Source organism: Rhizobium sp. Leaf384 (assembly GCF_001424065.1).
Taxonomy (GTDB): Bacteria; Pseudomonadota; Alphaproteobacteria; order Rhizobiales; family Rhizobiaceae; genus Ferranicluibacter.
This window is the reverse complement of the sequence record NZ_LMQE01000009.1, coordinates 204,384-225,903: the sequence shown is the minus strand read 5'-3', so window position 1 is coordinate 225,903 and position 21,520 is coordinate 204,384. Positions and strand designations below refer to the sequence as shown.

The window sequence follows — 21,520 nt, the reverse complement described above, 5'->3', positions numbered from 1 at the left end:
AGCCTCAGGCGACGCAGCGCGCCGTCAATTCCTGCATGTCGTCCGCGAGCGCGCTCGCCTCGGTCTTCGAAAGGTTCAGTCCGAGCTTGGTCCGGCGCCAGAGGATGTCCTCAGCCGTCCGCGCCCACTCCCGCTCGATTAGATAGCGAACCTCGCAGCCATAGAGATCCGCGCCGTAGTGCCGACCGAGCGCCTCGATCGACGGCGCATCGCCGACGATCTCGGCGGCCAGCGTTCCATAGAGCCGGACCAGCCGCCGGGCATGGCGATCGGTCAGGAAGGGGGATCGGGATTTCAGCGCGGCCACCTGCGCCTCATACCCCGTCGGTGCGAAATCGCCCCCCGGAAGCTTGCTCTTGGCCGTCCAGGCCGACCCCTTGTTGCCGATTGCCTCGCCGATCTTTTCGATCGCGTGTTCAGCCAGTCGGCGATAGGTGGTCAGCTTGCCCCCGAAGACGTTGAGGAGCGGCGCTGCGCCGTCTTCGCCCTCGACCTTTAGCACGTAGTCGCGCGTTGCTTCCTGCGCCTTGGACGCGCCGTCATCGAACAGCGGCCGCACGCCGGAATAGCTCCAGACAATGTCCTCACGGCGCACCGGCTCGGCGAAGTACTCGCTTGCCGCCTTGCAGAGATACTCCGTTTCGGCCTCGGTAATGCGGATATCCTTGGGATCGCCAGTAAAATCCTGGTCCGTCGTGCCGATCAGCGTGAAATCGCGCTCGTAGGGAATGGCGAAGATGATCCGACCGTCGGGGTTCTGGAAGAAATAGGCCCGGGGGTCGTTGAACTTCTGACGGATGACGATGTGGCTGCCCTGAACGAGACGGACATTGTGAACCTGATTCTTGCCGACCGCATTGGACAGGACCCGATCGACCCATGGGCCCGCCGCGTTGACCAGCATGCGCGCCATGATGCGCCGCACGGGCCCGCCCTTGCCTTCCTGGATATCCACCGCCCAGAGCTTCCCCTCGCGACGGGCCGAGGTGACGCGGCTGCGCGACAGGATCTCGGCGCCCCGATTGGCGGCGTCACGGGCGTTCAACACCACGAGGCGCGCGTCGTCCACCCAGCCGTCGGAATATTCGAACGCCTTCGTAAAGAGCGGCTTGAGGGGCCTGCCGGCAGGATCGCGCCGCATGTCGAGCGTCTTCGTCGCGGGTAGAAGCTTGCGGCCGCCGATGTGATCGTAGAGGAAAAGACCGAGGCGGATGAGCCAGGCAGGGCGTATGCCACCCTTGTGGAACGGCAGGACGAAGCGCATCGGCCAGATGATGTGCGGGGCCATCGCCCACAGCACTTCGCGCTCCATCAGCGACTCGCGGACGAGCCGGAATTCATAATGCTCGAGGTATCGCAGGCCGCCATGGATCAGCTTCGTGGCACCGGACGATGTGCCCGACGCGAAATCGTTCATCTCGGCAAGAGCGACAGAGTATCCGCGACCGACAGCATCGCGCGCGATGCCGCAGCCATTGATGCCGCCGCCGATGACGAAGATATCGAAAGGTTCCTGCCCTGCCATGTTCTCCACCCCTTTCGCAATGCAACATAAAAGCGCATCTGCGAAACAAGCGTATCTAAAGCGAAAATGAAACGAATGTCAAATGAAAGCCGTTCGGATTCCGTCTTTGTGCCCGGTAAAGCGATCAAGCGGTTTCCATCAACTCGACCTTATGCTCGCGACAGATGGCGCGGACGCTGTCGGACGGGCATCGATCGGTGATGAACGTATCGACCTGGGATATGTGGCCGATGCGAACCGGCGCCGTGCGATCAAATTTGGAAGAATCAGAAACGAGGATCACGTGTCGCGCATTGGCGATGATCGCCTGCGCCACCTTGACCTCCCGGAAATCATAGTCGAGCAAAGCGCCGTCTTCATCGATCGCGGAGACGCCGATGATCGCGAAATCGACCTTGAACTGGCGAATGAAATCGACCGCCGCTTCGCCCACGATGCCGCCATCCGACCCCCGGACCACGCCCCCGGCAATGACCACCTCGATTTGCGGATAGACGCGCAGGCGATTGGCGACATTGATGTTATTGGTGATCACCATCAGGGACGCATGATCCACAAGCGCGTCACCGACCGTCTCGGTCGTCGTTCCGATATTGATGAAGAGCGACGCGTTGTCGGGTATGAGCGCAGCGGCGGCCCGTCCGATCGCCTGCTTCTCCAGCGCGGCCATGGATCGGCGCTCTTCGTATTCGACATTTTCATTGCCCCGCGGGAAAACGGCGCCGCCATGAATCCGGTTCAGCGTACGCGCATCGCAGAGGTCATTTAGATCCTTTCGGATCGTCTGCGGCGAGACGGAAAACCGCAGTGCAAGATCCTCGACAAGGACCCGCCCCTGCTCGCGTGCAATCGATACGATCTCGCTCTGGCGCGACGATAGCAGCACGGCGTCCTCCCCTTTCGTTTCTTTCAGTCTAGGCGGAAAACGAAAGAAGCACAATCTGCCGTGTCATCCTCGGGCGAGAACGGCCTCGATCTCTTCGAGAGCGGGCATCGCGGGTGCCGTGCCCCGCCGCGTGACGGAAATGCCGGCCGCGGCGCAGCCGAACCGCACAGCATCCACGGGGTCGCGTCCGGCGGAGAGCGCGGCCGAAAAACCGCCGACGAAGGCATCGCCGGCACCCGTGGTGTCGATCACCGGCCCGACGGTGAAAACCGGGAGGTGAAGCGATTGCGACGCGGTATGCAGAAGCACGCCGCGTCCGCCGAGCGTGATCACGGCAGCACCTGCGCCCCGCGCCATCAAGGCATCGCCCGCGCGCCGCGCGTCATCGAGCGTCTCGATGCCGAAACCGACGAGAGCCGCCGCCTCGGTTTCGTTTGGAATGATATAGTCGCTCAAACCGTAGAGCGCGTCGGGAAAGGTCTCGGCCGGCGCAGGGTTGAAGACGGTCACCACGCCGGCAGCCCGCGCGATCTCGAGCGCACGCTGTGCCGCTGCGACCGGCTGCTCCAGCTGGGTCACGAAGACGGCGGAGGTCTCGATCGTGTTGCGCGCGGCCTCGACATCCTCGACGGCGATCGTGCCCGCCGCCCCGGGATAGACGATGATGGCATTGTCGCCATTGCGATCATTGACGTAGATGAAGGCAGCGCCGGTCGGCTCCGTGTCCATGACGGTCAAGACGGGCGTGACGCCCGCCTCCGCATAGGTCTTTTGCGCAAGTTCGCCGAAGGTATCGCGGCCGATCTTCGAGATGAAGGACACCGCAGCTCCGGCGCGCGCTGCTGCCACCGCCTGGTTGGAGCCTTTGCCGCCGGGCCCGACGGCAAACCCGCTGCCGCGGATCGTCTCGCCGATCACGGGCATCCTGGCCGCGAGATAAGCCGTATCGGCCACGAAAATTCCAAGAATGGATACGCCGGTCTTCGTCACGCCTGTCTCCTCACCCAAAGTCTCCCCATGGCTGTCTCTTCACATCCGGGCCCGCGGGATGATCAGGCTCTCCTCCCCGATCTCGCCGGCAGACGCGCTGCGGCCAACACTCGCGTCGCGTCGAGTGCTAGTCTTTGTGGGTTTCGGCCGCCTGGGTCATTGCGGCGCGAAGCGTGGCGTTGACGCGTTCCTGCCACCCCGGTCCGCCTGACTGGAAGTGAGCCAGAACATCGCTGTCGATCTTCAGCGTGACCATCTCCCGGATCTTCGGAACGAGCTGACGCTCGACGGCCGGCGCAACCGGCTTTTTGACCGGCTTGAAGAGCGCTTCGGCCGCATCCTTGGCGCTCATGGGTCGGCGGGGGGTCATCGCCATCAGTATCGTCCTCGTATCGAATGGAAAGCGCGACTCTATCAGTATTTCCAACGCGCGCTCGGGGAATCGACACCATTTCGAAAACGTCCACAAGCGATTTCGCGGACATGCCGCCCGCCGAGACGCGCGCCAGCGCGCAGATTTTCGATAGTATTTCGGGACGTTATTCAGGCCTCCTTCGCCATTCTTTCGTATGCCTGCGCCTATTCGCCCCGGTCGCGTTTGACAAACCGTATCTCGTGCCGTATAAGACCAACATCGATACTTTGTTTGCAGATCGTTTTTTTACTGCGCCTCGCGCTTCGTGATAAAATCCCCTCTCAAAAATCGACAAAATCCTGCCATGCGTCGTATGGCGGGCAACGTATATTGCACTGAAAGGGTTTGTCATGACCACAGGCACCGTAAAATGGTTCAACGCCACCAAGGGCTTCGGCTTCATTCAGCCGGACGATGGCTCGGCTGACGTCTTCGTTCACATCTCGGCCGTCGAACGCGCTGGCATGCGCGAAATCGTCGAAGGCCAGAAGCTCGGCTTCGAGCTCGAGAAGGACCGCAAGTCGGGCAAGATGTCCGCTGGCTCGCTCCAGGCAGCTTAAGTCTTTCGCGACCCTTGACCGCGGATGTACCGGCAGGGGAAGCATGAGATAATGAAAGGTCAGGCGGATGCCTGGCCTTTTTGCGTCGGCCGACCCGCACGATTGGCAGCCTTCTGGCGGCATTTCCGACCCAGCCTGCGACGATGTTCTTTCGGTTCGCACGGATTTGCGGCATGATGCGCCCGGCAAGCCACGTCCGGGGACACCTCGGGACCGGCACCACTGCCGGCAAGCTGCGTGTGGGATGTCACGGATGCGATCCGTGCCGGAAGACCGGGCGGCCTGGCTGCCATCGAGAAAGTAGAACAAGGAAGACACGTTGAGACACCCGAACGACAATGGCTTCAACGAGCGCCGGAAGACGGCGATCGAAGCCAAGAAGCAGCTTCTCGCAAAATTTGCTGCCGCCCCCAAGCCGACCGATCCTGAAATGCAGGCCCAGCTTGCGGCCCGCGAAGCAACGGCAAAAGCGCGAGAAGCACGCCGTGCCGAACGCGACGCCTTGAAGAAGGCCGAAAACGAACGGTTGATGGCCGAGGCTGCGGAAGCAGCCCAGGCGGCAGAGGCCGCGGAGCGGGCGGAAGCCGAAGCCAAACAGGCTGAAGTCAACGATCGCGTTGCACGCGTGGTCGCCGATGAGGCAGCCCGCAAGGCCGAACGCGACCGCCGTTATGCGGCGCGCAAGGCCCGACAGGGCTGACACGGCTCGGCATTGGCCGATGGCGGTGCCTGTCACCGCCATCCCTATGTCCACAGCCTGACATGCCAAGGGTTCAAAAGCCGCTTTCGGCCTGAACCGATCTGGCAAAATGCCGCGTTCCCGCAGATCGATCGCGGTCTCTGGAGCCGAGCGCCCGCTGAAGGTACAGTCCGGCGGGCCGCAGGTCTGGACGGTCAGCGTCTGCGAGCGGCGGATCTGACAGCATGCTGCAGGCCTGCCTGCGATCGCTTTTCATTGGCGGGTAACCGCCCGCACACTGCCGTGCCCGTGAGATCGGAAGATCGTGGCCCATAAATGTGGGATGGGCGCATATCCCACTTGAAGGACCCGAAATGACCACTCTGACACTGACGCCGACCCAGATCCGGGGATTGAAGCTTGCCAAGGACGGCAACCTCTTCCCGCAGGAGGCCAAGAAGTGGACGCACGAAAACGCTACCATCACCTATGCCAAAACCGATCGTTTCAAGGAGCGTCCGCAGAAGATCAAGTTCGTGACGACCACGACGCTCGACGAGCTTCGGGGCATGGGCTTCCTTCGGGCGGTCGAGTCCGACAGCGCGCCGCTGGAAACACCGCATGAGATCACGATGGCCGGCAAGATCTGGCTGCTCCAGAACAAGTGATCGAAGCGTCGGCGGTTCGGTTGTCTGTCTCGCCGGTCACCGTGTCCCTCGTGACAACAGGGCTTGCCGACAGGCCTCGGTCGTTCCTATAGAGTTGGACGGCACGGCGCGCCTGCGCATCCGCCTGATTTGAACACCAGCGCCAAGGGCCCGGTCATGATATCGCCGACACTTCCGCGGACGCGGCTTTGACCGTCTTTAGCGACGCCGACCGCCTGCGGCTTCTCGGCTGGTCGCAAGCGTTTTCCGATCAGCTGTCGCCGGACGAGATCGACCTGAGGCCGCTTCGCGTCTCCTCCGTTCACCGCGCACGCATTGATGTGATCGATGCGGATGGCCCGGCCGATCTCCAGCTGCCGCCCAACACCAACACGGCGGACTTTGCCGTCGGAGACTGGGTGCTGGCCTCTCCCCTGACCGGCGACTTCGTGCGCCGGCTGGAGCGCGAGACGGTGCTGCAACGCCGGACAGAGGGAAGTCATGGCCAGCAACTCGCGGCCGCCAATGTCGATACGCTGTTTATCGTCACCTCCTGCAACGCAGATTTCAATCCGGCGCGTCTCGAACGCTATCTCATCATGGCGAACCAGGCAGGAACCCGGCCCGTCATCGTCCTGACGAAAGCCGACACGGTCGACGATGCTGCGGCCTATGAAACCCAGGCGCGCGCGCTGCAGCGCGATCTTCCGATCGTCACGCTCAATGCCCGCTCGCCGGATGCTTTGGAGAAGCTTTCGCCCTGGTGCGGGCCGGGCGAAACGGTTGCGCTCGTCGGTTCCTCGGGCGTCGGCAAGTCGACCCTCGTCAACACGCTTGCCGGATCCGGAATCGCGGCGCAGCAGAAAACGGGCGAGATCCGCCAGCACGACGCGAAAGGCCGGCACACCACCACGGCTCGTTCGCTGCATGCGATCGCCGGAGGCGGCTGGGTGATCGATACGCCGGGTATTCGGACGCTTTACGTCAGCGACGTCACCGATGGGATCGACACGCTGTTTGCGGAGATCACCGAACTGGCACCGCTCTGCCGGTTCCGGGATTGCACGCACCAGCACGAGCCGGGCTGTGCCGTGCAGGCCGCGATCAAGGACGGCAGCCTGGACGCCGGGCGCCTCGAACGCTGGCGTGGCCTCCTCGCCGAAAATCGCGAAAAGACGCCCGTCTCGAGCGGCCCGAAGGGCAACAAGATCCTGCGAAAGAAGAAGTACTAGCAAGCCGCCCGGATCGCCAAAGCGCCGGGATCGACCGCTTGTCGCAGACGGCAACCCATTGCCAATTCACCGATTTAGGCGCAAGATGAAACCTTCGGCAGCTTATGATGCGGGCGCTGCCGCTTCGGGGTCATGATACCCTGGCCCCAAAGCAAAGGAGGACATCATGTCTTCCACGTCGACCGCATTCGTACCAACTGTCACATCCCAGACGGCGCTCTTCCTCGTGAAGGCGACGCCCGCTCTGTCGCTGATCTTCATCACCTACTGCACGCTCATGGGCTTCGCCTGGTAAGCCAGCCGAAACCCCTATCACTTTCGGAGGACACCATGGCCAAAGGTCAAGTTCGCAGCAACAAGGAAACCCGCAAGCCCAAGAAGGACAAGGCGGCCGCAGCCCCTGCGCCCACGCTGGGCTCCCAGGTGAAGGCTGCGACGTCCGGCAAGAAGGGCTGACACGCTGACGATCGTGCCGCGCGCAATGTCGTGGCCGATCACAAAGGCTGAGAGGATGGATGTCGCCACGTAGTATCGGACGTCACTCCTCTCGGTCAGGCACGCCCTGAAACAGGGCCAGGCGTTTACCGATCAAGGTCCGTCTTGCCAATCCCGAGCACCACAACACAGCTTGTCGGTCTCCCGTTCTCTCCCGAACCACTGATATCACTTGATGGGTTTGCGCCTGTCCGTTTCCCCTGCCTCGAGGTCGATGATGACCTGCGAGCGATCGCGCATGGCATCGAGAATCCGCAAGCGTGCCCACGAATTGCGCTGGGCGCGTTCAAAATTTCATCATTCTGCCAACGACTTGCGCATTTATTTATCAAACGGTAAATTTTTTACTGTTTGATAAATTTTTCTCTGGTGCATTCTTTTTTTTCGTTGCAGGTTTGCCGCAGAAACCGGTCGGCGAGGCCGAAATCACGCGAACAACGAGGGGATCGCAGCATGGAAATCGGCATCTTCATCCCGATTGGCAACAATGGCTGGCTGCTGTCGGAAAACGCGCCGCAATACAAACCGAGCTTTGAGCTCAACAAGGAGATCACGCTGAAGGCCGAGAAATATGGCCTGGATTTCGTGCTCTCGATGATCAAGCTGCGCGGCTTCGGCGGCAAGACAGAGTTCTGGGACCACAACCTCGAGTCCTTCACGTTGATGGCAGGCCTGGCCGCCGTCACCACCCGCATCAAGCTGTTTGCGACCGCTGCAAGCCTCGTCATGCCGCCGGCCATCGTGGCACGCATGGCCTCCACCATCGACAGCATTTCCAATGGTCGCTTCGGCGTGAACCTCGTCACGGGCTGGCAGCGTCCGGAATATTCGCAGATGGGGATGTGGCCGGGCGACGAGTACTTCTCCCGGCGATATGACTATCTGGCAGAGTATGCGACGGTCCTGCGCGATCTCTGGGAAACGGGCACGAGCGATCTCAAGGGCGAGTTCTTTCAGATGGACGACTGCCGCCTCTCGCCCCGCCCACAAGCCGACATGAAGATCATCTGTGCGGGCTCCTCCACGGCCGGAATGGATTTCTCGGCGGCGTATGCCGATTACAACTTCTGTTTCGGCGTCGGCGTCAACACGCCCAAGGCTTTCGCTCCGGCCGCCGAGCGGCTGATCGCCGCAACAGAGAAAACCGGGCGTCCGGTCTCGTCCTTCGTTCTCTTCATGATCATCGCCGATGAAACCGACGAGGCCGCGCGCGCCAAGTGGGAACACTACAAGGCCGGCGCCGATCAGGAGGCGATCCAGTGGCTTGGCGTTCAGGGCGCCGCCGATAAACGCTCAGGCACAGACACGAATGTCCGCCAGATGGCCGATCCTGTTTCCGCCGTCAACATCAACATGGGGACACTGGTCGGCTCGTTCGAGACAGTCGCCCGATTGCTGGACGAAGTGCCGACCGTTCCCGGTACCGGCGGTGTGCTGCTCACCTTCGATGACTTTCTCAAAGGCATCGAGGACTTCGGGACCCGCATCCAGCCGCTGATGGCCTGCCGGCAGGACGCCGTGACGATGACCTTGGAGGCCGCCCAATGAGCGGCACCGTTACCGCCGGCTACCAGCTGCCCCGCCGCCACGTTCAAAGCGTGACCGTCCCTGCACGGCCCGAGCCGATCAGCCTGAAGCCGAACGAGACCGCGGTCGTCGTCGTGGATATGCAGAACGCCTACTCGACCGAAGGCGGCTACGTCGACCTCGCGGGGTTCGACATTGCGGGGGCAAAGGGCACCATCGCCAATATCCAGAAGACGCTGGACGCCGCGCGCGCGGCCGGCGTGCTCGTTGTCTACTTTCAGAACGGGTGGGACAAGGACTATGTGGAGGCAGGCGGGCCGGGTTCCCCGAACTGGCACAAGTCGAATGCGCTGAAAACGATGCGCGCGCGTCCGGAGCTGCAGGGGCAGCTCCTGGCCAAGGGCACCTGGGATTATGCGATCGTCGACGCCCTCCAGCCCCAGCCGGGCGACATCCTCGTGCCGAAGACGCGCTATAGCGGGTTCTTCAACACGAACATGGACAGTGTCCTGCGCGCCCGCGGCATTCGCAATCTGGTCTTCGTCGGCATTGCCACGAATGTCTGTGTCGAGAGCTCGCTGCGCGATGCCTTTCATCTGGAATACTTCGGCGTCATGCTGGAAGATGCGACGCATCATCTCGGGCCGGCGTTCATCCAGCAGGCGACGGTCTACAATGTCGAGAAGTTCTTCGGCTGGGTATCGACCGTCAGTGACTTCTGTGGCGCGATCTCGCAGGCCGCGCCCGAGGCGCGCTGACGCCCGCCCGCATTTTTCACACCGTCCAAGGAGTCCCCATGCCGAAGTCCATCATCGTCCCGGAAGGCACGCACAAGCCGATCGCTCCGTTTTCACCGGGCACGCTTGCCGATGGCGTCGTCTATGTGTCGGGCACCCTGCCCTTCGATAAGAACAACGACGTCGTTCACGTCGGTGATGCCGGCGCCCAGACGCGCCATGTGCTCGAAACCATCAAGTCGGTCATCGAGACAGCCGGCGGGACGATGGACGACGTCACCATGAACCACATCTTCATCACCGATTGGGCGAACTATCAGGCCGTGAACGCGGTCTATGCCGAATATTTCCCAGGCGACAAGCCGGCGCGCTTCTGCATCCAGTGCGGCCTCGTCAAGCCGGACGCCCTGATCGAGATCGCCACCATCGCCCATATCGGCTGAGCAGAGACGCGATCCGCTTCGGCGTGGCAAGGAAGAAGAGCAAAGACATGCATGTCGAAATCCACGGCCGGACGGATGCGGCTGCCCGCACCGTTCTGTTGTCCTCCGGCCTCGGCGGCTCCGGCAGCTACTGGGCGGAGCAGATCCCCGCCCTGACGGACACGTTCCGCGTGGTCACCTATGACCACCGTGGAACGGGCCGCACAGGTGGCGACGTGCCGGCCACGGGCGGTATCACGGCGATGGCCGACGACGTGCTGGATCTTCTCGATGCGCAAGAGATCGATCAGGTCGACTTCGTCGGTCACGCGCTGGGCGGACTGATCGGTCTCGACATCGCGCTGCGCCAACCCGGTCGTATCGGTCGGCTTGCGCTTGTCAATGCGTGGAGCAAGGCCGACCCGCATTCGGGCCGCTGCTTCGACATCCGCATCGAGCTTCTGGAGGCGTCCGGCATACCGGCCTTCGTCAAGGCACAGCCCCTGTTTCTCTACCCCGCCGTATGGATGTCGGAGAATGCGGACCGCATGGCCGCGGACGAAGCGCACGCAATTGCGCATTTTCAGGGCAAAACCAATTTGCTGCGCCGCATCGCGGCGCTGCGCACCTTCGATATCGACAACCGGCTGGCGGACATCGGGCACGAGACCTTGGTGATGGCAAGCCGGGATGACCTCCTCGTTCCCTGGACCCGCTCGAAACGGCTGGCCGATGGTCTTCCAAATGCCATCCTGGACCTCGTCGATCATGGCGGCCATGCCGTGAACATTGTAGATCCCGGTCCCTTCAATCAGCGGCTGGTGCAGTTTCTTGCAGGCCCGAACCGAGAGAAAGTGAGCGTTTCATGAACACGGCCGCGTCCGCACGCACGGACCTTGCGGAGATCTCCGACCACGACGCCCGACGTGCCGCGTTTCGCGGTGCGATGTCGAAGCTCGGTGCCGCCGTCAACATCATCACGACGGATGGCCCGGGGGGCCGCACCGGCTTTGCCGCAACGGCCGTCTGCAGCGTGACCGACGACCCGCCGACGCTTCTCGTCTGTCTCAACCGCTCTGCCTCGGTCTATGACGCCGTCACAGTGAACAAGGTGCTCTGCGTCAACACGCTGAATGCCGGCCACCAAGGCCTTTCACAGCTTTTCGGCGGGAAGACACCGGCGGCCGAACGATTTGCGACAGCCGACTGGTCAATCTTGTCGACGGGAGCCCCCGTTCTGGACGACGCGCTCGTTTCTTTCGATTGCCGGATCGAGAGCACGGTTGCCCAGGGCACGCACGACGTTCTGTTCTGCCGCGTGGTTTCCACGGCGTCGCGTGCTGAGGGGAAGGCGCTGCTCTATTTCGACCGCGCCTACCACGAGGTCTGACGACCGCCGACACCCAAGGGCACCGGCGGTCGCTTGCGTCAACGGTTCCGGCGACCTCCTGTCAGGCCCCTACCACTCAGCGACGCTTCCGTCGGAATGACGCCACAGCGGGTTGCGCCAGCGGTGGCCCTCGGCGGCGCGCGCGATCACATAGTCTTCGTCGACCTCGATCCCGAGGCCCGGGCCCTGCGGAATGGAGACGAAGCCGTCCTCGTAGTGGAAGACCTCCTTGTTGGAGATGTAATCGAGGATATCGTTGCCCGTGTTGTAGTGGATGCCGAGGCTCTGTTCCTGAATGAAGGCGTTGTAGCTGACGGCATCGACCTGCAGGCAGGCGGCAAGCGCGATCGGTCCGAGCGGGCAATGGGGCGCCAGCGCCACATCATAGGCCTCGGCCATTGCCGCGATCTTGCGGCATTCCGTGATGCCGCCGGCATGCGACAGGTCCGGCTGGAGGATATCGACGTAGCCGTCGGAGAGGACCTGCTTGAAGTCCCAGCGCGAATAGAGCCGCTCGCCGAGCGCAATCGGCGTCGAGCAATGATTGGCGATCTCCTTGAGCGCCTCCCGGTTTTCCGACAGAACAGGCTCTTCGATGAACATGAGATTGTAGGGCTGCAGTTCCTTGGCCAGCACCTTGGCCATCGGCCGGTGCACGCGGCCATGGAAATCGACGCCTATGCCGACATGCGGGCCGATCGCCTCGCGAATGATCGCAATGGTCTCGACCGCACGCTCGACCTTGTCCCAGCTATCGACGATCTGCATCTCCTCGCAGCCGTTCAGCTTGATGGCCTTGAAGCCACGGGCGACGACATCGCGCGCATTGTTGGCAACGTCGCTCGGCCGGTCGCCACCGATCCAGGAATAGACCTTGATCTTGTCGCGGACCTGGCCGCCGAGCAGCGAATGGATCGGCTGACCGAGCGCCTTGCCCTTGATATCCCAAAGCGCCTGGTCGATGCCGGCGATCGCGCTCATATGGATCGCGCCGCCGCGGTAGAACCCGCCGCGATACATGACATTCCAGTGGTCCTCGATCAGAAACGGATCCTTGCCGATCAGGTAGTCCTCAAGCTCGTGGACGGCAGCCTGCACGGTCAGGGCCCGGCCTTCGACCACCGGCTCGCCCCAGCCTGTGATGCCCTCGTCGGTCTCGATCTTCAGGAACATCCAGCGTGGCGGCACAATATACGTGGTCAGTTTCGTGATTTTCATGACATCTGTCTCTGGGTTGCTGGTGGGTGGAAAGAGAGTTTCAGGGCAAGGGACGGCGCGGATGCTTCCGCATCGCTGTTGCCAGATCGCGGGCCGCAAGATCCAGCATCTGCAACGAACAGGCCCGGGCCGCAGCCTTGTCCCGCACCCTCAGCGCCTCGATCAAGGCGCGATGAATGTCCACGGCCTCGCCCCGAGCGTCGACCGCATCGTTAGAGGCGTGAAGCGAAAACTCCAGCGCAGCCTGGATAATGCTCGAGAGCTGCATGAAGACCTGATTGTGACTGGCCTTCATGAGGTTGGTGTGGAAGGCAACGTCGGCCGCCGTGAAGGCTTCCACATCGCCTTCGGCATCCTGCATGCGCTGCCAGGCATGTTCGATGTCCGCGATTTCCTGAACGGTGGCGCGCTCTGCAGCAAGCTCGGCGGCAAACGGCTCCGTCGCCCGCCGCGCGTCGAGAATGCTTTGCAGAAGATCGAGATCGAAGATTCGGGGGCCGATCCATTCGAGCACCTGCCGATCCAGCAAATTCCACTCTTCGAGCGGGCAGATCTGCGTGCCGATGCGCGAGCGTCCGCGCACCATGCCTTTGGACGCCAATATCTTCAGCGTCTCGCGGATCACCGTGCGGCTGACGCCGTAGCGGATACACAACTCCCCTTCGGTTGGCAGCATGCCACTGGGGGGAAACACGTCGCGGCAGATATCGGAGGCCAGGGACCGCGTCACGTTGTCTTGCACGCGCGGACGCTTGACCGAGCCATCCTCGGCCAACGTCTCCGTCTGGACCACGATGCGATCGCGCGGTCGTCTCATGTTGCTTCCCCCGATCCGTTCGGTTCGATCCGCCAAAGGGCACGGCCCGCGTTCCCCGATGAGGCTGTCCGTCAAATCACCTGCATGTCAGCGACATCAGCAGAAAATCAATCATCATACAAGAGCGCTTCGAATTATGATGATAGCGTTTTGCAGGGTAAGAGCGAATGGCGGAGGAACGTGGCGCCATCAAGGCCTGCGCCTTGCGCCTCGACCGTCCGTAACCGAGCCGCCGAACGCGAACGGCTCGCTAATCGGGTCTGGATCGTCGCAGGAAACAGCCGATCTCGCGCGAATTAACGGTGGACGCAAAAACGGGAGGTGGCAATTAACGGTCCCTTAGGCAATTAAGTTCAACCTTACGGAGAGCCAAGGGGGCTTGGTTCAATTGTAACTCTGAGGTTTTGGATGTCGATCATGTCACGTTTCCTGCGTGACGCCGCTGCAGGTGCCGCGGTCGTAATCGGCGTTGTCCACCATCTCATTTCAGCGCTTACCATCTGCAGGCACATGAGCCGCGTTTTTTTCCGCGGATCGATAGGAACGACAGGCTCCGTTTCCAGGTCACGGCCGATACGCATCCCCGTGACGTCCACGTCTTTCAAGCCCTTGGCCGCAAGTCTGTCACGCGCCGCCGAAGGATCACGATGGCAGGGATCAAGCGGAATGCGGGCAGGCAGGAAGACGTCATTTTTCAGACGCTAGAGACCGAAAGCTGGAACGGTTCGCGGTGCCGGGCAGCATCGCACCGACCAGGACATGAACATTCAAGAAACGAGTGGGGGCACATGTTTGGATTGAATCACATCGCGGGACGGGGATCCGATATCTCGGACGCGCTCTCGAACTCTCAGGGCATCATCGAATTCGACCTGGAAGGAAAGATCCTGCGGGCGAACGAGAACTTCTGTCGTGCGCTGGGCTACACGATGGCGGAAATCGCCGGCAAGCATCACAGCCTGTTTTGTGATCCTGAGACCGTGGCGTCTCCCGAATATGCCGCCTTCTGGAGGCGTCTGGCGAGCGGAACCTTTGACGCCGGTGCCTACAAGCGCATCGGCAAGGGCGGCCGCGAGGTTTGGATCCAGGCGACCTATAATCCCGTGATGAAGGGCGGCAAGCCCTACAAGGTGGTGAAATTAGCCGCGGATATCACGGCTGCCAAGGAAAAGGCGATCGAGGACGCCGGCAAACTCGACGCCATCTCGCGCTCGCAGGCCGTCATCGAATTCTATCCGACCGGCGAAATCATCACGGCGAACGAAAATTTCTGCAAGACGCTCGGCTATGAGCTCACCGAGATCGTCGGGCGACATCACAGCATGTTCTGCCGCAAGGACTACATTTCCACACCGGAGTACAAGGGTTTTTGGAGCCGGCTGGCGGACGGAGAATTCATCGCCAACGAATTTGTGCGCGTTGGCAAGGGTGGGAAAGAGGTCTGGATTCAGGCGGCCTACAATCCGATCCTCGATTCCCGCGGCAAGGTCTGCAAAGTCGTCAAGTTCGCAACCGACGTCACCGAACGCATGTGCGCCATTGCCGAGATCGGCCTGGCGCTGAAGGCGATGTCCAACGGTGACCTCACCCACACGCTCGACAGGTCGTTCGTGCCCTCGATGGAGGATCTGCGGCACCACTTCAACGCTTCCGTCGCACAACTCCGCGGCGCGATGGAAAACATCGGGATCAGCGTCGCTGCCATCGCCGATGGTTCGAACGAGATCAGCCAGAACGCTGGAAGCCTCTCGCGCCGCACCGAGCAGAATGCCGCCAGCCTTGAGGAAAGCGCGGCCGCTCTCGAAGAGATCACCACCACCGTCAACGATACGAGCAGCCGCGCCCAGGAAGCCGGGAGCCTCGTCATCCAGACGCGGAGCAGCGCCGAGCATTCCGGTGCGGTCGTCGAGCGGGCCATCTCGGCCATGGCCGAAATCTCCTCATCCTCGCAGTCGATCACGAGCATCATCGGCGTCATCGACGAGATTGCGTTCCAGACCAACCTGCTCGCGCTCAACGCCGGCATCGAAGCCGCCCGCGCCGGCGAGGCCGGTCGGGGATTTGCCGTGGTCGCACAGGAGGTCCGGGAACTGGCGCAGCGATCGGCGCAGGCAGCAAAGGAAATCGGCGCCCTGATCGCCGCGTCGAACGGGATCGTTCGCAACGGCGTCGAGCTGGTTGGACAAACCGGCCGCGCCTTGGGGGATATCGTCAACAAGGTCGGGCTGATCGATAACAACATCGCCGCCATTGTTCAGGCGAACAAAGAGCAGGCCGTGGGTCTGCGGGAGATCAATATCGCGATCAACGCCATGGACCAGGCGACCCAGCAAAACGCGGCCATGGCCGAAGAAAGCACCGCGGCCAGCGTGGAACTGGCGGCGCAGGCCACGGCGCTTCGCCAGCTTCTCGCAGCCTTCACCTACAGCGAGCCCCGAATGCGCCGGGTCGCCTGACGGCCCTATCCGTTTCCCGGGAACCGGCTGGCAGATGGGCGGTTGTGGCAAAAAGAAAGGTTTGTGCCATGCCACCTGAACAGAACACCTATCCCCCGCTCGATCGGCCGAAGCCGATCGCCGAAAATGTCTGGATCGTCGATAGCGGCCCGATGATGGCTATGGGCATCATCCCGCTCCCCGTCAGAATGACGATCGTGCGGCTCCGGGACGGCTCCCTCTGGGTCCACTCGCCGACGCAGTTCTTTGCCATGCTTCAACGGCAGCTGGAAGACTTGGGGCCGATCCGCCATTTTGTTGCGCCAAACAGTGCGCACTGGACATTTCTGGAGGAGTGGCAGGCGCGCATTCCCGGCGCCGTCGCCTGGGCGGCCCCCGGGCTGAAGGACCGCGCCCAGGTCAAGCGCTCCTCCGTGCGTCTCGACCACGAGCTTGCGCGCGATGGCAAGACCCCTTGGGATGACGAGATCGAACAGATCTTCGTGGACGGCGGCGGCGGCTTTTGCGAAGTGTGCTTTTTCCATCGCCCCAGCGAGACGCTGATCCTCACGGACCTTGTCCAGAACATGGAGCCCGAAAAACTGTCCCTGCCCGGCCGCATCATCGGGCGTATCGCGGGCGTCACGGCGCCGGACGGGCGCGCGCCCGTCTATCTCCGGTCCGTCATCAAGAAAAAAGGCGAAGGTCCGCGCAACGCCGCACGCCGTCTGGTCGCGCTCTCGCCCCAGCGCGTCGTTTTCGCGCATGGCGCCTGTTTTGAAGACAACGCAGCTGCCCGGCTCGCCACTTCGCTCGACTGGCTCTTGTAGCGCCATCGCGTTGCCGCCAGCGCGCGACGGTCAGACCCGGGCTTTGCGCAGCCCGGGTCTGACCGTCGCTGACCGCGATCTTCGCTTTAGCCCTTGAACGTGTAGTCCGCGATCGACTGCGCCTTCATCTCGATCGAGAAACCGGGACGGGTCGGCGGCATGTAGGCGGCGTTCTCGATCACGCAGGGCTCGAGGAAATGCTCGTGCAGGTGATCGACATATTCGATGACGCGGTCCGTTTTCGTGCCGGACACCGCGACATAGTCGATCATCGAGAGATGCTGGACATATTCGCAGAGGCCAACGCCGCCCGCATGCGGCCAGACCGGCAGCTGGTACTTCGCGGCGACGAGCAGGACCGCCAGCACCTCGTTGAGGCCGCCCATGCGGCAGCTGTCGATCTGGACGATGTCGATCGCGCCCTCGGCGATGAACTGCTTGAACATGATGCGATTCTGACACATCTCGCCGGTCGCGACCTTCACCGGCGAGATCGCCTGCCGGATCTTGCGGTGGCCGGCAACATCGTCGGGGCTCGTCGGCTCCTCGATGAAGAACGGCTTGCAGAACGCGAGCTGCTTGACCCAGTCGATCGCTTCGCCGACCTCCCAGACCTGGTTCGCGTCGATCATCAGGTAGCGATCCGGCCCGATCACCTCGCGGGCGATCGTCAGGCGACGGATATCGTCCTCGAGATCGCGCCCGACCTTCATCTTGACGTGATTGAACCCCTCGTCGATCGCTTCCTGGCAGAGGCGACGCAGCTTGTCGTCGTCATAGCCGAGCCAGCCGGCCGACGTGGTGTAGCAGGTGTAGCCTTCCTTCCGCAGCACGGCCATGCGCTCGGCCTTGCCGGGCTCGGCGCGCTTCAGGATATCGATCGCCTCGTCGCGGGTCAGGACGTCGGTCAGATAGCGGTAATCGACGATGTCGGCGATCTCTTCGGGCGACATCTCGCTGACCATCTGCCAGACCGGCTTGCCCGCCTCTTTGGCGAGAAGGTCCCACACCGCGTTGACGACAGCGCCGGTCGCCAGATGCATCGCGCCCTTTTCGGGGCCGATCCAGCGCAACTGGCTGTCGCTCGTCAGATGCCGCCAGTAGCGGCCGGGATTCTCCAGAACATTGGAAAGCTCGGTTCCGACAACGAGGTGCCGTATCGCCTGGATGGCCATGCAGCAGATCTCGTTGCCGCGACCGATGGTGAAGGTCAGGCCATGACCATCCAGACCGGGCGTGTCCGTGTCGAGAATGACATAGGCTGCCGAGTAATCCGGGTCTGGATTCATGGCATCCGAGCCGTCGAGGCTCTGGGACGTCGGAAAGCGCAGGTCGAACACGCGCAGGTCTGTGATGCGGGTCATGGTGGCTCCGGAGAGATTGGAGGAAGGTTCAGGCGTCGGCGCGGGCAGTCTGGCGCTGCGAACCCAGGCCGTCGATCCCGAGTTCGATCACGTCGCCGGGCTTGAGGTAGCGCGGCGGCTTCATGCCCATGCCGACGCCGGGCGGCGTGCCCGTCGAGATGATATCCCCCGGCTGCAGCGACATGAACTGCGACAGGTAGGACACGAGATAGGCCGCGCCGTAGACCATGGTCTTGGTCGTGCCGTCCTGCATCGTCTCGCCGTTGACCTTCAGCCAAAGGCGCAGATCCTGCGGATCGGGGACCTCGTCCTTCGTCACCAGCCAGGGTCCGGTCGGCCCGAACGTGTCGCAGGACTTGCCCTTGGTCCACTGGCCCGAGCGTTCCGTCTGGAACGCGCGTTCGCTGACGTCGTGGATCGTGCAGTAGCCGGCGACATAGTCGAGCGCTTCCGCCTCGCTCACATATTTGGCCTTGCGGCCGATGACGATGCCGAGTTCCACCTCCCAGTCGGTCTTCTCGGACCCGCGCGGAATAATGAGATCATCGTTCGGCCCTGTGATCGCCGATGTCGCCTTCATGAAGATGATCGGCTCCGGCGGCACGGTCGCCCCCGTTTCCGCGGCATGGTCGGAATAGTTGAGGCCGATGCAGATGAACTTGCCGGTGCCGGCCACGCAGGCACCGAGCCGCTCGCGGGCAGACACCAGCGGCAGCGATGCCGGATCAATGGTGGCAAGTTTTGCGAGCGCATCGGGATCGATGGCGCCGCCGGAAAGATCGGGGATATGACCGGAGAGGTCACGAATGGCGCCGGCAGCATCGATCAGACCGGGCTTTTCGGCGCCCTCGGCGCCGTAACGGACGAATTTCATAGCGTTATCCTTGCAGTTTGACGAAAGGGTCGAGCGGCCGTCAGATCGACCAGCCGCCGTCGATGGCGTAGGCCTGGCCGGTCGTATAGGTGGCGCCGGCGAGATAGACGGCGAGATCGGCGATCTCTTCCGCCGTCCCGAGCCGGCCCATCGGCTGGCGGGCGATGAAGGCGGCGCGCGCGGTCTCGTAGTCGCCCTGGGCACGCATGCGTCCTTCGAGCGAGGGGCTTTCGACCGTGCCCGGGCAGATGGCGTTGCAGCGGATGCCGGCGGCGACGTAATCCGCAGCGACGGCCTTGGTCAGGCCGATGACGGCGGCCTTCGTCGTGCCATAGGCAAAGCGGTTCGGCACGCCCTTCATGCTGGAGGCGACGGAGGCCATGTTGATGATGGCGCCGTCCTTGCGCGCGATCATGCCGGGCAGCACGGCGCGGATGGTGCGGATCATCGCCTTGACGTTGAGGTCGAAGGCGAAGTCGAGGTCCTTGTCCGGCATATCGAGGATCGAGCCGGAATGAACGACCCCGGCGCAGTTGAAGAGCACGTCCACGGCACCGATGTCGGAGACGATCGCCTTGACCGCGGCCTCGTCGAGAACGTCGAGCTTGTGCGTGAGAATGCCGGGCTCACTGGCGATCTCGGAGAGGATATCGAGGTTGATGTCGGTCGCGTGAACGGTCGCGCCCGCCTTGGCGAAGGCGAGAGCCGTCGCCCGGCCGATCCCCTGGGCGGCGGCCGTGATCAACACCGTCTTGCCCGTCATTGTCGTCGTCATGGGTCTCTCCTTACTTCTGTTTTCGTTCGACGAGCAGGATATGGTCCGCAGCCAGCACCACCTCGTCGCGCTGGTTCAACACCTCGCAACGTTCGATGACCCGGCCCCTGTCCGCCCGCTTGGGATCGTCCTCCTTGGCGAAGATCGTCACGCGGGTCCTGATCGTATCGCCGATATGCACCGGGCGCACGAACCTCAACCTATCGTAACCGTAGGAAAAGGCGACCGGATTGATGAGCGATGCCGTCATTCCGATGCCGATCGAGAAGATCATCGTGCCATGGGCGATCCGTTGTCCGCCCGGCAGGGTCTTTGCAAACTCGCTGTCCATATGATGCGGGAAAAAGTCGCCGGTGTGGCCGGCATGGACCACGAAATCCGTCTCCGTCATGGTTCGCCCCGTTGTCATCCGTGCGTGGCCGAGACCATAGTCCTCGAAATACAGCGTCTGCTCGATCATCTCAGGCCTCCGGCAGCGGACGCACGGCCGTCATCGGCTGCGCACTGGATTGATAGGCCGCCTCGACCAGCGCCATGGTCCGCCAGGCGTCGTCCACCGCGCCGACCAGCGTCTCGTCCTCGCCGCTTGCAAAGCGCTGCAGGTTCGCCATCCGGCCAATGAAAGCGTCCGGGAACCAGGTGCCCTGAAGCGGGATCTCGATCCAGCGATCATCGCCGGCGGGAAAGATCCAGAGCTCGTCCGGTTCCCCCTTGGGATAGTCGAGATTGACCCCGAGCTTCACATAGGCCGCACCCTTCGTGCCGCAGATGCGGAATTCGCTGACCTGAAACATCCGTCCGAAGTCCTGATCGTGATGGATCGACAGGGTGCATCGGATCGTATCGCCATAGTCGAGGATCGCGCTCGTTCGCGTCTGCGCGACATGATGGTTGGGATGCCCCATGGTCTTTGCGTGAATGCCGGCGGGATCGCCGATCAGTCCGCGCACCAGATCGAGATAATGGATCGAGTGCATGGCGATCTCGATACGCGGCAGGCCTTTGAGAAAAGGCCAGAGGCTCCAGGGTGTCGACAGCGCCAGATGGGCGTCGATATCGACGACATCGCCGAGCAAACCACGCCGGATGGCATCCTGCAAGGCCAGCATCATCGGCGCGAATCGGAGCTGGAAGTTCACGGCAGCGTGCAGCTTGCGCTGCCGGCAGAGATCAAGGATCCCGGTCGCGGCATCGAGATCCGCACCCATCGGCTTCTGGATCAGGGCACAAGCCCCTTCGGGGAGCACAGCGAGGATGCGCGCATGGGCTGCGGGCGGCGTCGCCAGATCAAAGATCGCGCCCTCGACGGCGGCAGCCTCCTCTGCGGAGGCGAAGACCTCGACATCCCAGCGTGCCGCGATCGCGCGGGCCTTCTCAACGTCCGGATCGTAGAGACCCGCCACGGGGAAACCGGCCTTCCGGTAGGCCGGAAGATGCGCATCGTTGACGATGCTGCCGGCGCCGAAGATCACGATCGGACGCGGGCGGCTTGGCTGCGGCCACCCTTGCTGCAAGCTCGCGGGATCAAGGGGCACGCTGCCCTCTCCGAGCTCGGTCATCACAGGAAACCCCTCCAGCAGCGCCATTTCCCATCAGCGAGAAATTCATTCATATACAAACAGCGTTTTCAGCGGCGGTCAAGCTGCAAGTTTGCTTTGTCGCGTCTAAGTTCTTCGTATATGGAAATCGGTATTCATAGGGG

General features: G+C 62.5%; 24 protein-coding genes. 13 read left to right on the top strand and 11 right to left on the bottom strand.

Annotation, left to right across the window (positions count from 1 at the left end; all coding sequences use genetic code 11):
• Window positions 1-4 precede the first annotated feature (4 nt).
• The 4 genes from ASG25_RS20395 to ASG25_RS20380 all read right to left on the bottom strand — a co-directional run bounded on the left by ASG25_RS20395 (window position 5) and on the right by ASG25_RS20380 (window position 3,777).
• Complete coding sequence (locus ASG25_RS20395) at window positions 5-1,525, bottom strand: glycerol-3-phosphate dehydrogenase (RefSeq protein ID WP_062478664.1); 1,521 nt, start codon at window positions 1,523-1,525, stop codon at window positions 5-7.
• A gap of 124 nt (window positions 1,526-1,649) precedes the next feature.
• Entirely contained in the window at window positions 1,650-2,411 is a 762-nt protein-coding gene (locus tag ASG25_RS20390) for a DeoR/GlpR family DNA-binding transcription regulator (RefSeq protein WP_062478659.1), read from the bottom strand.
• Between the two features lie 63 nt (window positions 2,412-2,474).
• Entirely contained in the window at window positions 2,475-3,401 is a 927-nt protein-coding gene (gene rbsK / locus ASG25_RS20385; protein WP_062478656.1) for a ribokinase, read from the bottom strand.
• 127 nt (window positions 3,402-3,528) lie between these two features.
• A complete protein-coding gene (locus ASG25_RS20380) occupies window positions 3,529-3,777 on the bottom strand; it encodes a BrnA antitoxin family protein (protein ID WP_062478653.1) in 249 nt (82 codons plus the stop codon).
• 389 nt (window positions 3,778-4,166) lie between these two features.
• Between ASG25_RS20380 and ASG25_RS20375 the strand changes: the two genes are divergently transcribed.
• The 11 genes from ASG25_RS20375 (at window position 4,167) to ASG25_RS20335 (ending at window position 11,505) form a co-directional block, all read left to right on the top strand.
• Window positions 4,167-4,376 carry a cold-shock protein gene (locus tag ASG25_RS20375; protein ID WP_062478651.1) on the top strand — a complete coding sequence of 70 codons (210 nt, stop codon included), beginning with the start codon at window positions 4,167-4,169 and terminating at the stop codon, window positions 4,374-4,376.
• 319 nt (window positions 4,377-4,695) lie between these two features.
• The gene (locus ASG25_RS20370; RefSeq protein ID WP_062478644.1) at window positions 4,696-5,076 is read left to right on the top strand and encodes a DUF6481 family protein; all 381 of its coding nucleotides are present in this window, start codon (window positions 4,696-4,698) and stop codon (window positions 5,074-5,076) included.
• A 353-nt stretch (window positions 5,077-5,429) separates the two neighbouring features.
• Window positions 5,430-5,723, top strand: coding sequence for a hypothetical protein (locus ASG25_RS20365; protein WP_062478642.1), 294 nt, complete (start codon window positions 5,430-5,432; stop codon window positions 5,721-5,723).
• A 188-nt stretch (window positions 5,724-5,911) separates the two neighbouring features.
• Window positions 5,912-6,934, top strand: a complete 1,023-nt coding sequence (gene rsgA / locus ASG25_RS20360; RefSeq protein WP_082480419.1) for a ribosome small subunit-dependent GTPase A — start codon at window positions 5,912-5,914, stop codon at window positions 6,932-6,934.
• Window positions 6,935-7,100: 166 nt separating this feature from the next.
• On the top strand, window positions 7,101-7,229 hold the full coding sequence (locus ASG25_RS23630; protein WP_274533651.1) for a hypothetical protein: 129 nt from the start codon (window positions 7,101-7,103) through the stop codon (window positions 7,227-7,229).
• A 35-nt stretch (window positions 7,230-7,264) separates the two neighbouring features.
• Window positions 7,265-7,390, top strand: a complete 126-nt coding sequence (locus ASG25_RS23625) for a hypothetical protein (RefSeq protein ID WP_277996177.1) — start codon at window positions 7,265-7,267, stop codon at window positions 7,388-7,390.
• A gap of 492 nt (window positions 7,391-7,882) precedes the next feature.
• Window positions 7,883-8,977: a pyrimidine utilization protein A gene (rutA, locus tag ASG25_RS20355; protein WP_062478636.1), complete on the top strand. Its 1,095-nt coding sequence runs from the start codon at window positions 7,883-7,885 to the stop codon at window positions 8,975-8,977.
• Entirely contained in the window at window positions 8,974-9,714 is a 741-nt protein-coding gene (rutB, locus tag ASG25_RS20350; RefSeq protein ID WP_062478624.1) for a pyrimidine utilization protein B, read from the top strand. Before rutA ends, rutB begins: the two co-directional genes overlap by 4 nt.
• Window positions 9,715-9,752: 38 nt before the next feature.
• Complete coding sequence (rutC, locus tag ASG25_RS20345) at window positions 9,753-10,136, top strand: pyrimidine utilization protein C (protein WP_062478621.1); 384 nt, start codon at window positions 9,753-9,755, stop codon at window positions 10,134-10,136.
• A 47-nt stretch (window positions 10,137-10,183) separates the two neighbouring features.
• Entirely contained in the window at window positions 10,184-10,984 is an 801-nt protein-coding gene (gene rutD / locus ASG25_RS20340) for a pyrimidine utilization protein D (RefSeq protein WP_062478618.1), read from the top strand.
• A gap of 77 nt (window positions 10,985-11,061) precedes the next feature.
• Window positions 11,062-11,505 carry a flavin reductase gene (locus tag ASG25_RS20335; RefSeq protein ID WP_244479464.1) on the top strand — a complete coding sequence of 148 codons (444 nt, stop codon included), beginning with the start codon at window positions 11,062-11,064 and terminating at the stop codon, window positions 11,503-11,505.
• 69 nt (window positions 11,506-11,574) lie between these two features.
• On the opposite strand, the gene dgoD is transcribed toward ASG25_RS20335, so the two are convergent.
• Both dgoD and ASG25_RS20325 read right to left on the bottom strand, forming a co-directional pair.
• Window positions 11,575-12,723 carry a galactonate dehydratase gene (gene dgoD, locus ASG25_RS20330; RefSeq protein ID WP_062478612.1) on the bottom strand — a complete coding sequence of 383 codons (1,149 nt, stop codon included), beginning with the start codon at window positions 12,721-12,723 and terminating at the stop codon, window positions 11,575-11,577.
• A gap of 40 nt (window positions 12,724-12,763) precedes the next feature.
• Window positions 12,764-13,540, bottom strand: a complete 777-nt coding sequence (locus tag ASG25_RS20325; protein ID WP_082480417.1) for a FadR/GntR family transcriptional regulator — start codon at window positions 13,538-13,540, stop codon at window positions 12,764-12,766.
• Between the two features lie 788 nt (window positions 13,541-14,328).
• Here ASG25_RS20325 and ASG25_RS20320 point away from each other — a divergent pair.
• Window positions 14,329-15,996 carry a methyl-accepting chemotaxis protein gene (locus ASG25_RS20320; RefSeq protein ID WP_062478609.1) on the top strand — a complete coding sequence of 556 codons (1,668 nt, stop codon included), beginning with the start codon at window positions 14,329-14,331 and terminating at the stop codon, window positions 15,994-15,996.
• Window positions 15,997-16,064: 68 nt separating this feature from the next.
• A complete protein-coding gene (locus ASG25_RS20315) occupies window positions 16,065-16,805 on the top strand; it encodes a DUF4336 domain-containing protein (protein ID WP_062478606.1) in 741 nt (246 codons plus the stop codon).
• A gap of 86 nt (window positions 16,806-16,891) precedes the next feature.
• Here the strand turns inward: ASG25_RS20315 and ASG25_RS20310 are convergent, their stop codons facing one another.
• Genes ASG25_RS20310 through ASG25_RS20290 form a run of 5 tightly spaced genes read right to left on the bottom strand, consistent with a single transcriptional unit; the run spans window position 16,892 to window position 21,377 of the window.
• Window positions 16,892-18,169: an L-fuconate dehydratase gene (locus ASG25_RS20310; protein WP_062478604.1), complete on the bottom strand. Its 1,278-nt coding sequence runs from the start codon at window positions 18,167-18,169 to the stop codon at window positions 16,892-16,894.
• A gap of 28 nt (window positions 18,170-18,197) precedes the next feature.
• Window positions 18,198-19,043, bottom strand: coding sequence for a fumarylacetoacetate hydrolase family protein (locus ASG25_RS20305; protein ID WP_062478601.1), 846 nt, complete (start codon window positions 19,041-19,043; stop codon window positions 18,198-18,200).
• 40 nt (window positions 19,044-19,083) lie between these two features.
• Window positions 19,084-19,818: an SDR family oxidoreductase gene (locus ASG25_RS20300; RefSeq protein ID WP_062478598.1), complete on the bottom strand. Its 735-nt coding sequence runs from the start codon at window positions 19,816-19,818 to the stop codon at window positions 19,084-19,086.
• Window positions 19,819-19,828: 10 nt separating this feature from the next.
• Window positions 19,829-20,278, bottom strand: coding sequence for a MaoC/PaaZ C-terminal domain-containing protein (locus tag ASG25_RS20295; protein ID WP_062478595.1), 450 nt, complete (start codon window positions 20,276-20,278; stop codon window positions 19,829-19,831).
• A gap of 1 nt (window position 20,279) precedes the next feature.
• Entirely contained in the window at window positions 20,280-21,377 is a 1,098-nt protein-coding gene (locus tag ASG25_RS20290; RefSeq protein ID WP_062478907.1) for a Gfo/Idh/MocA family oxidoreductase, read from the bottom strand.
• Window positions 21,378-21,520 lie beyond the last annotated feature (143 nt).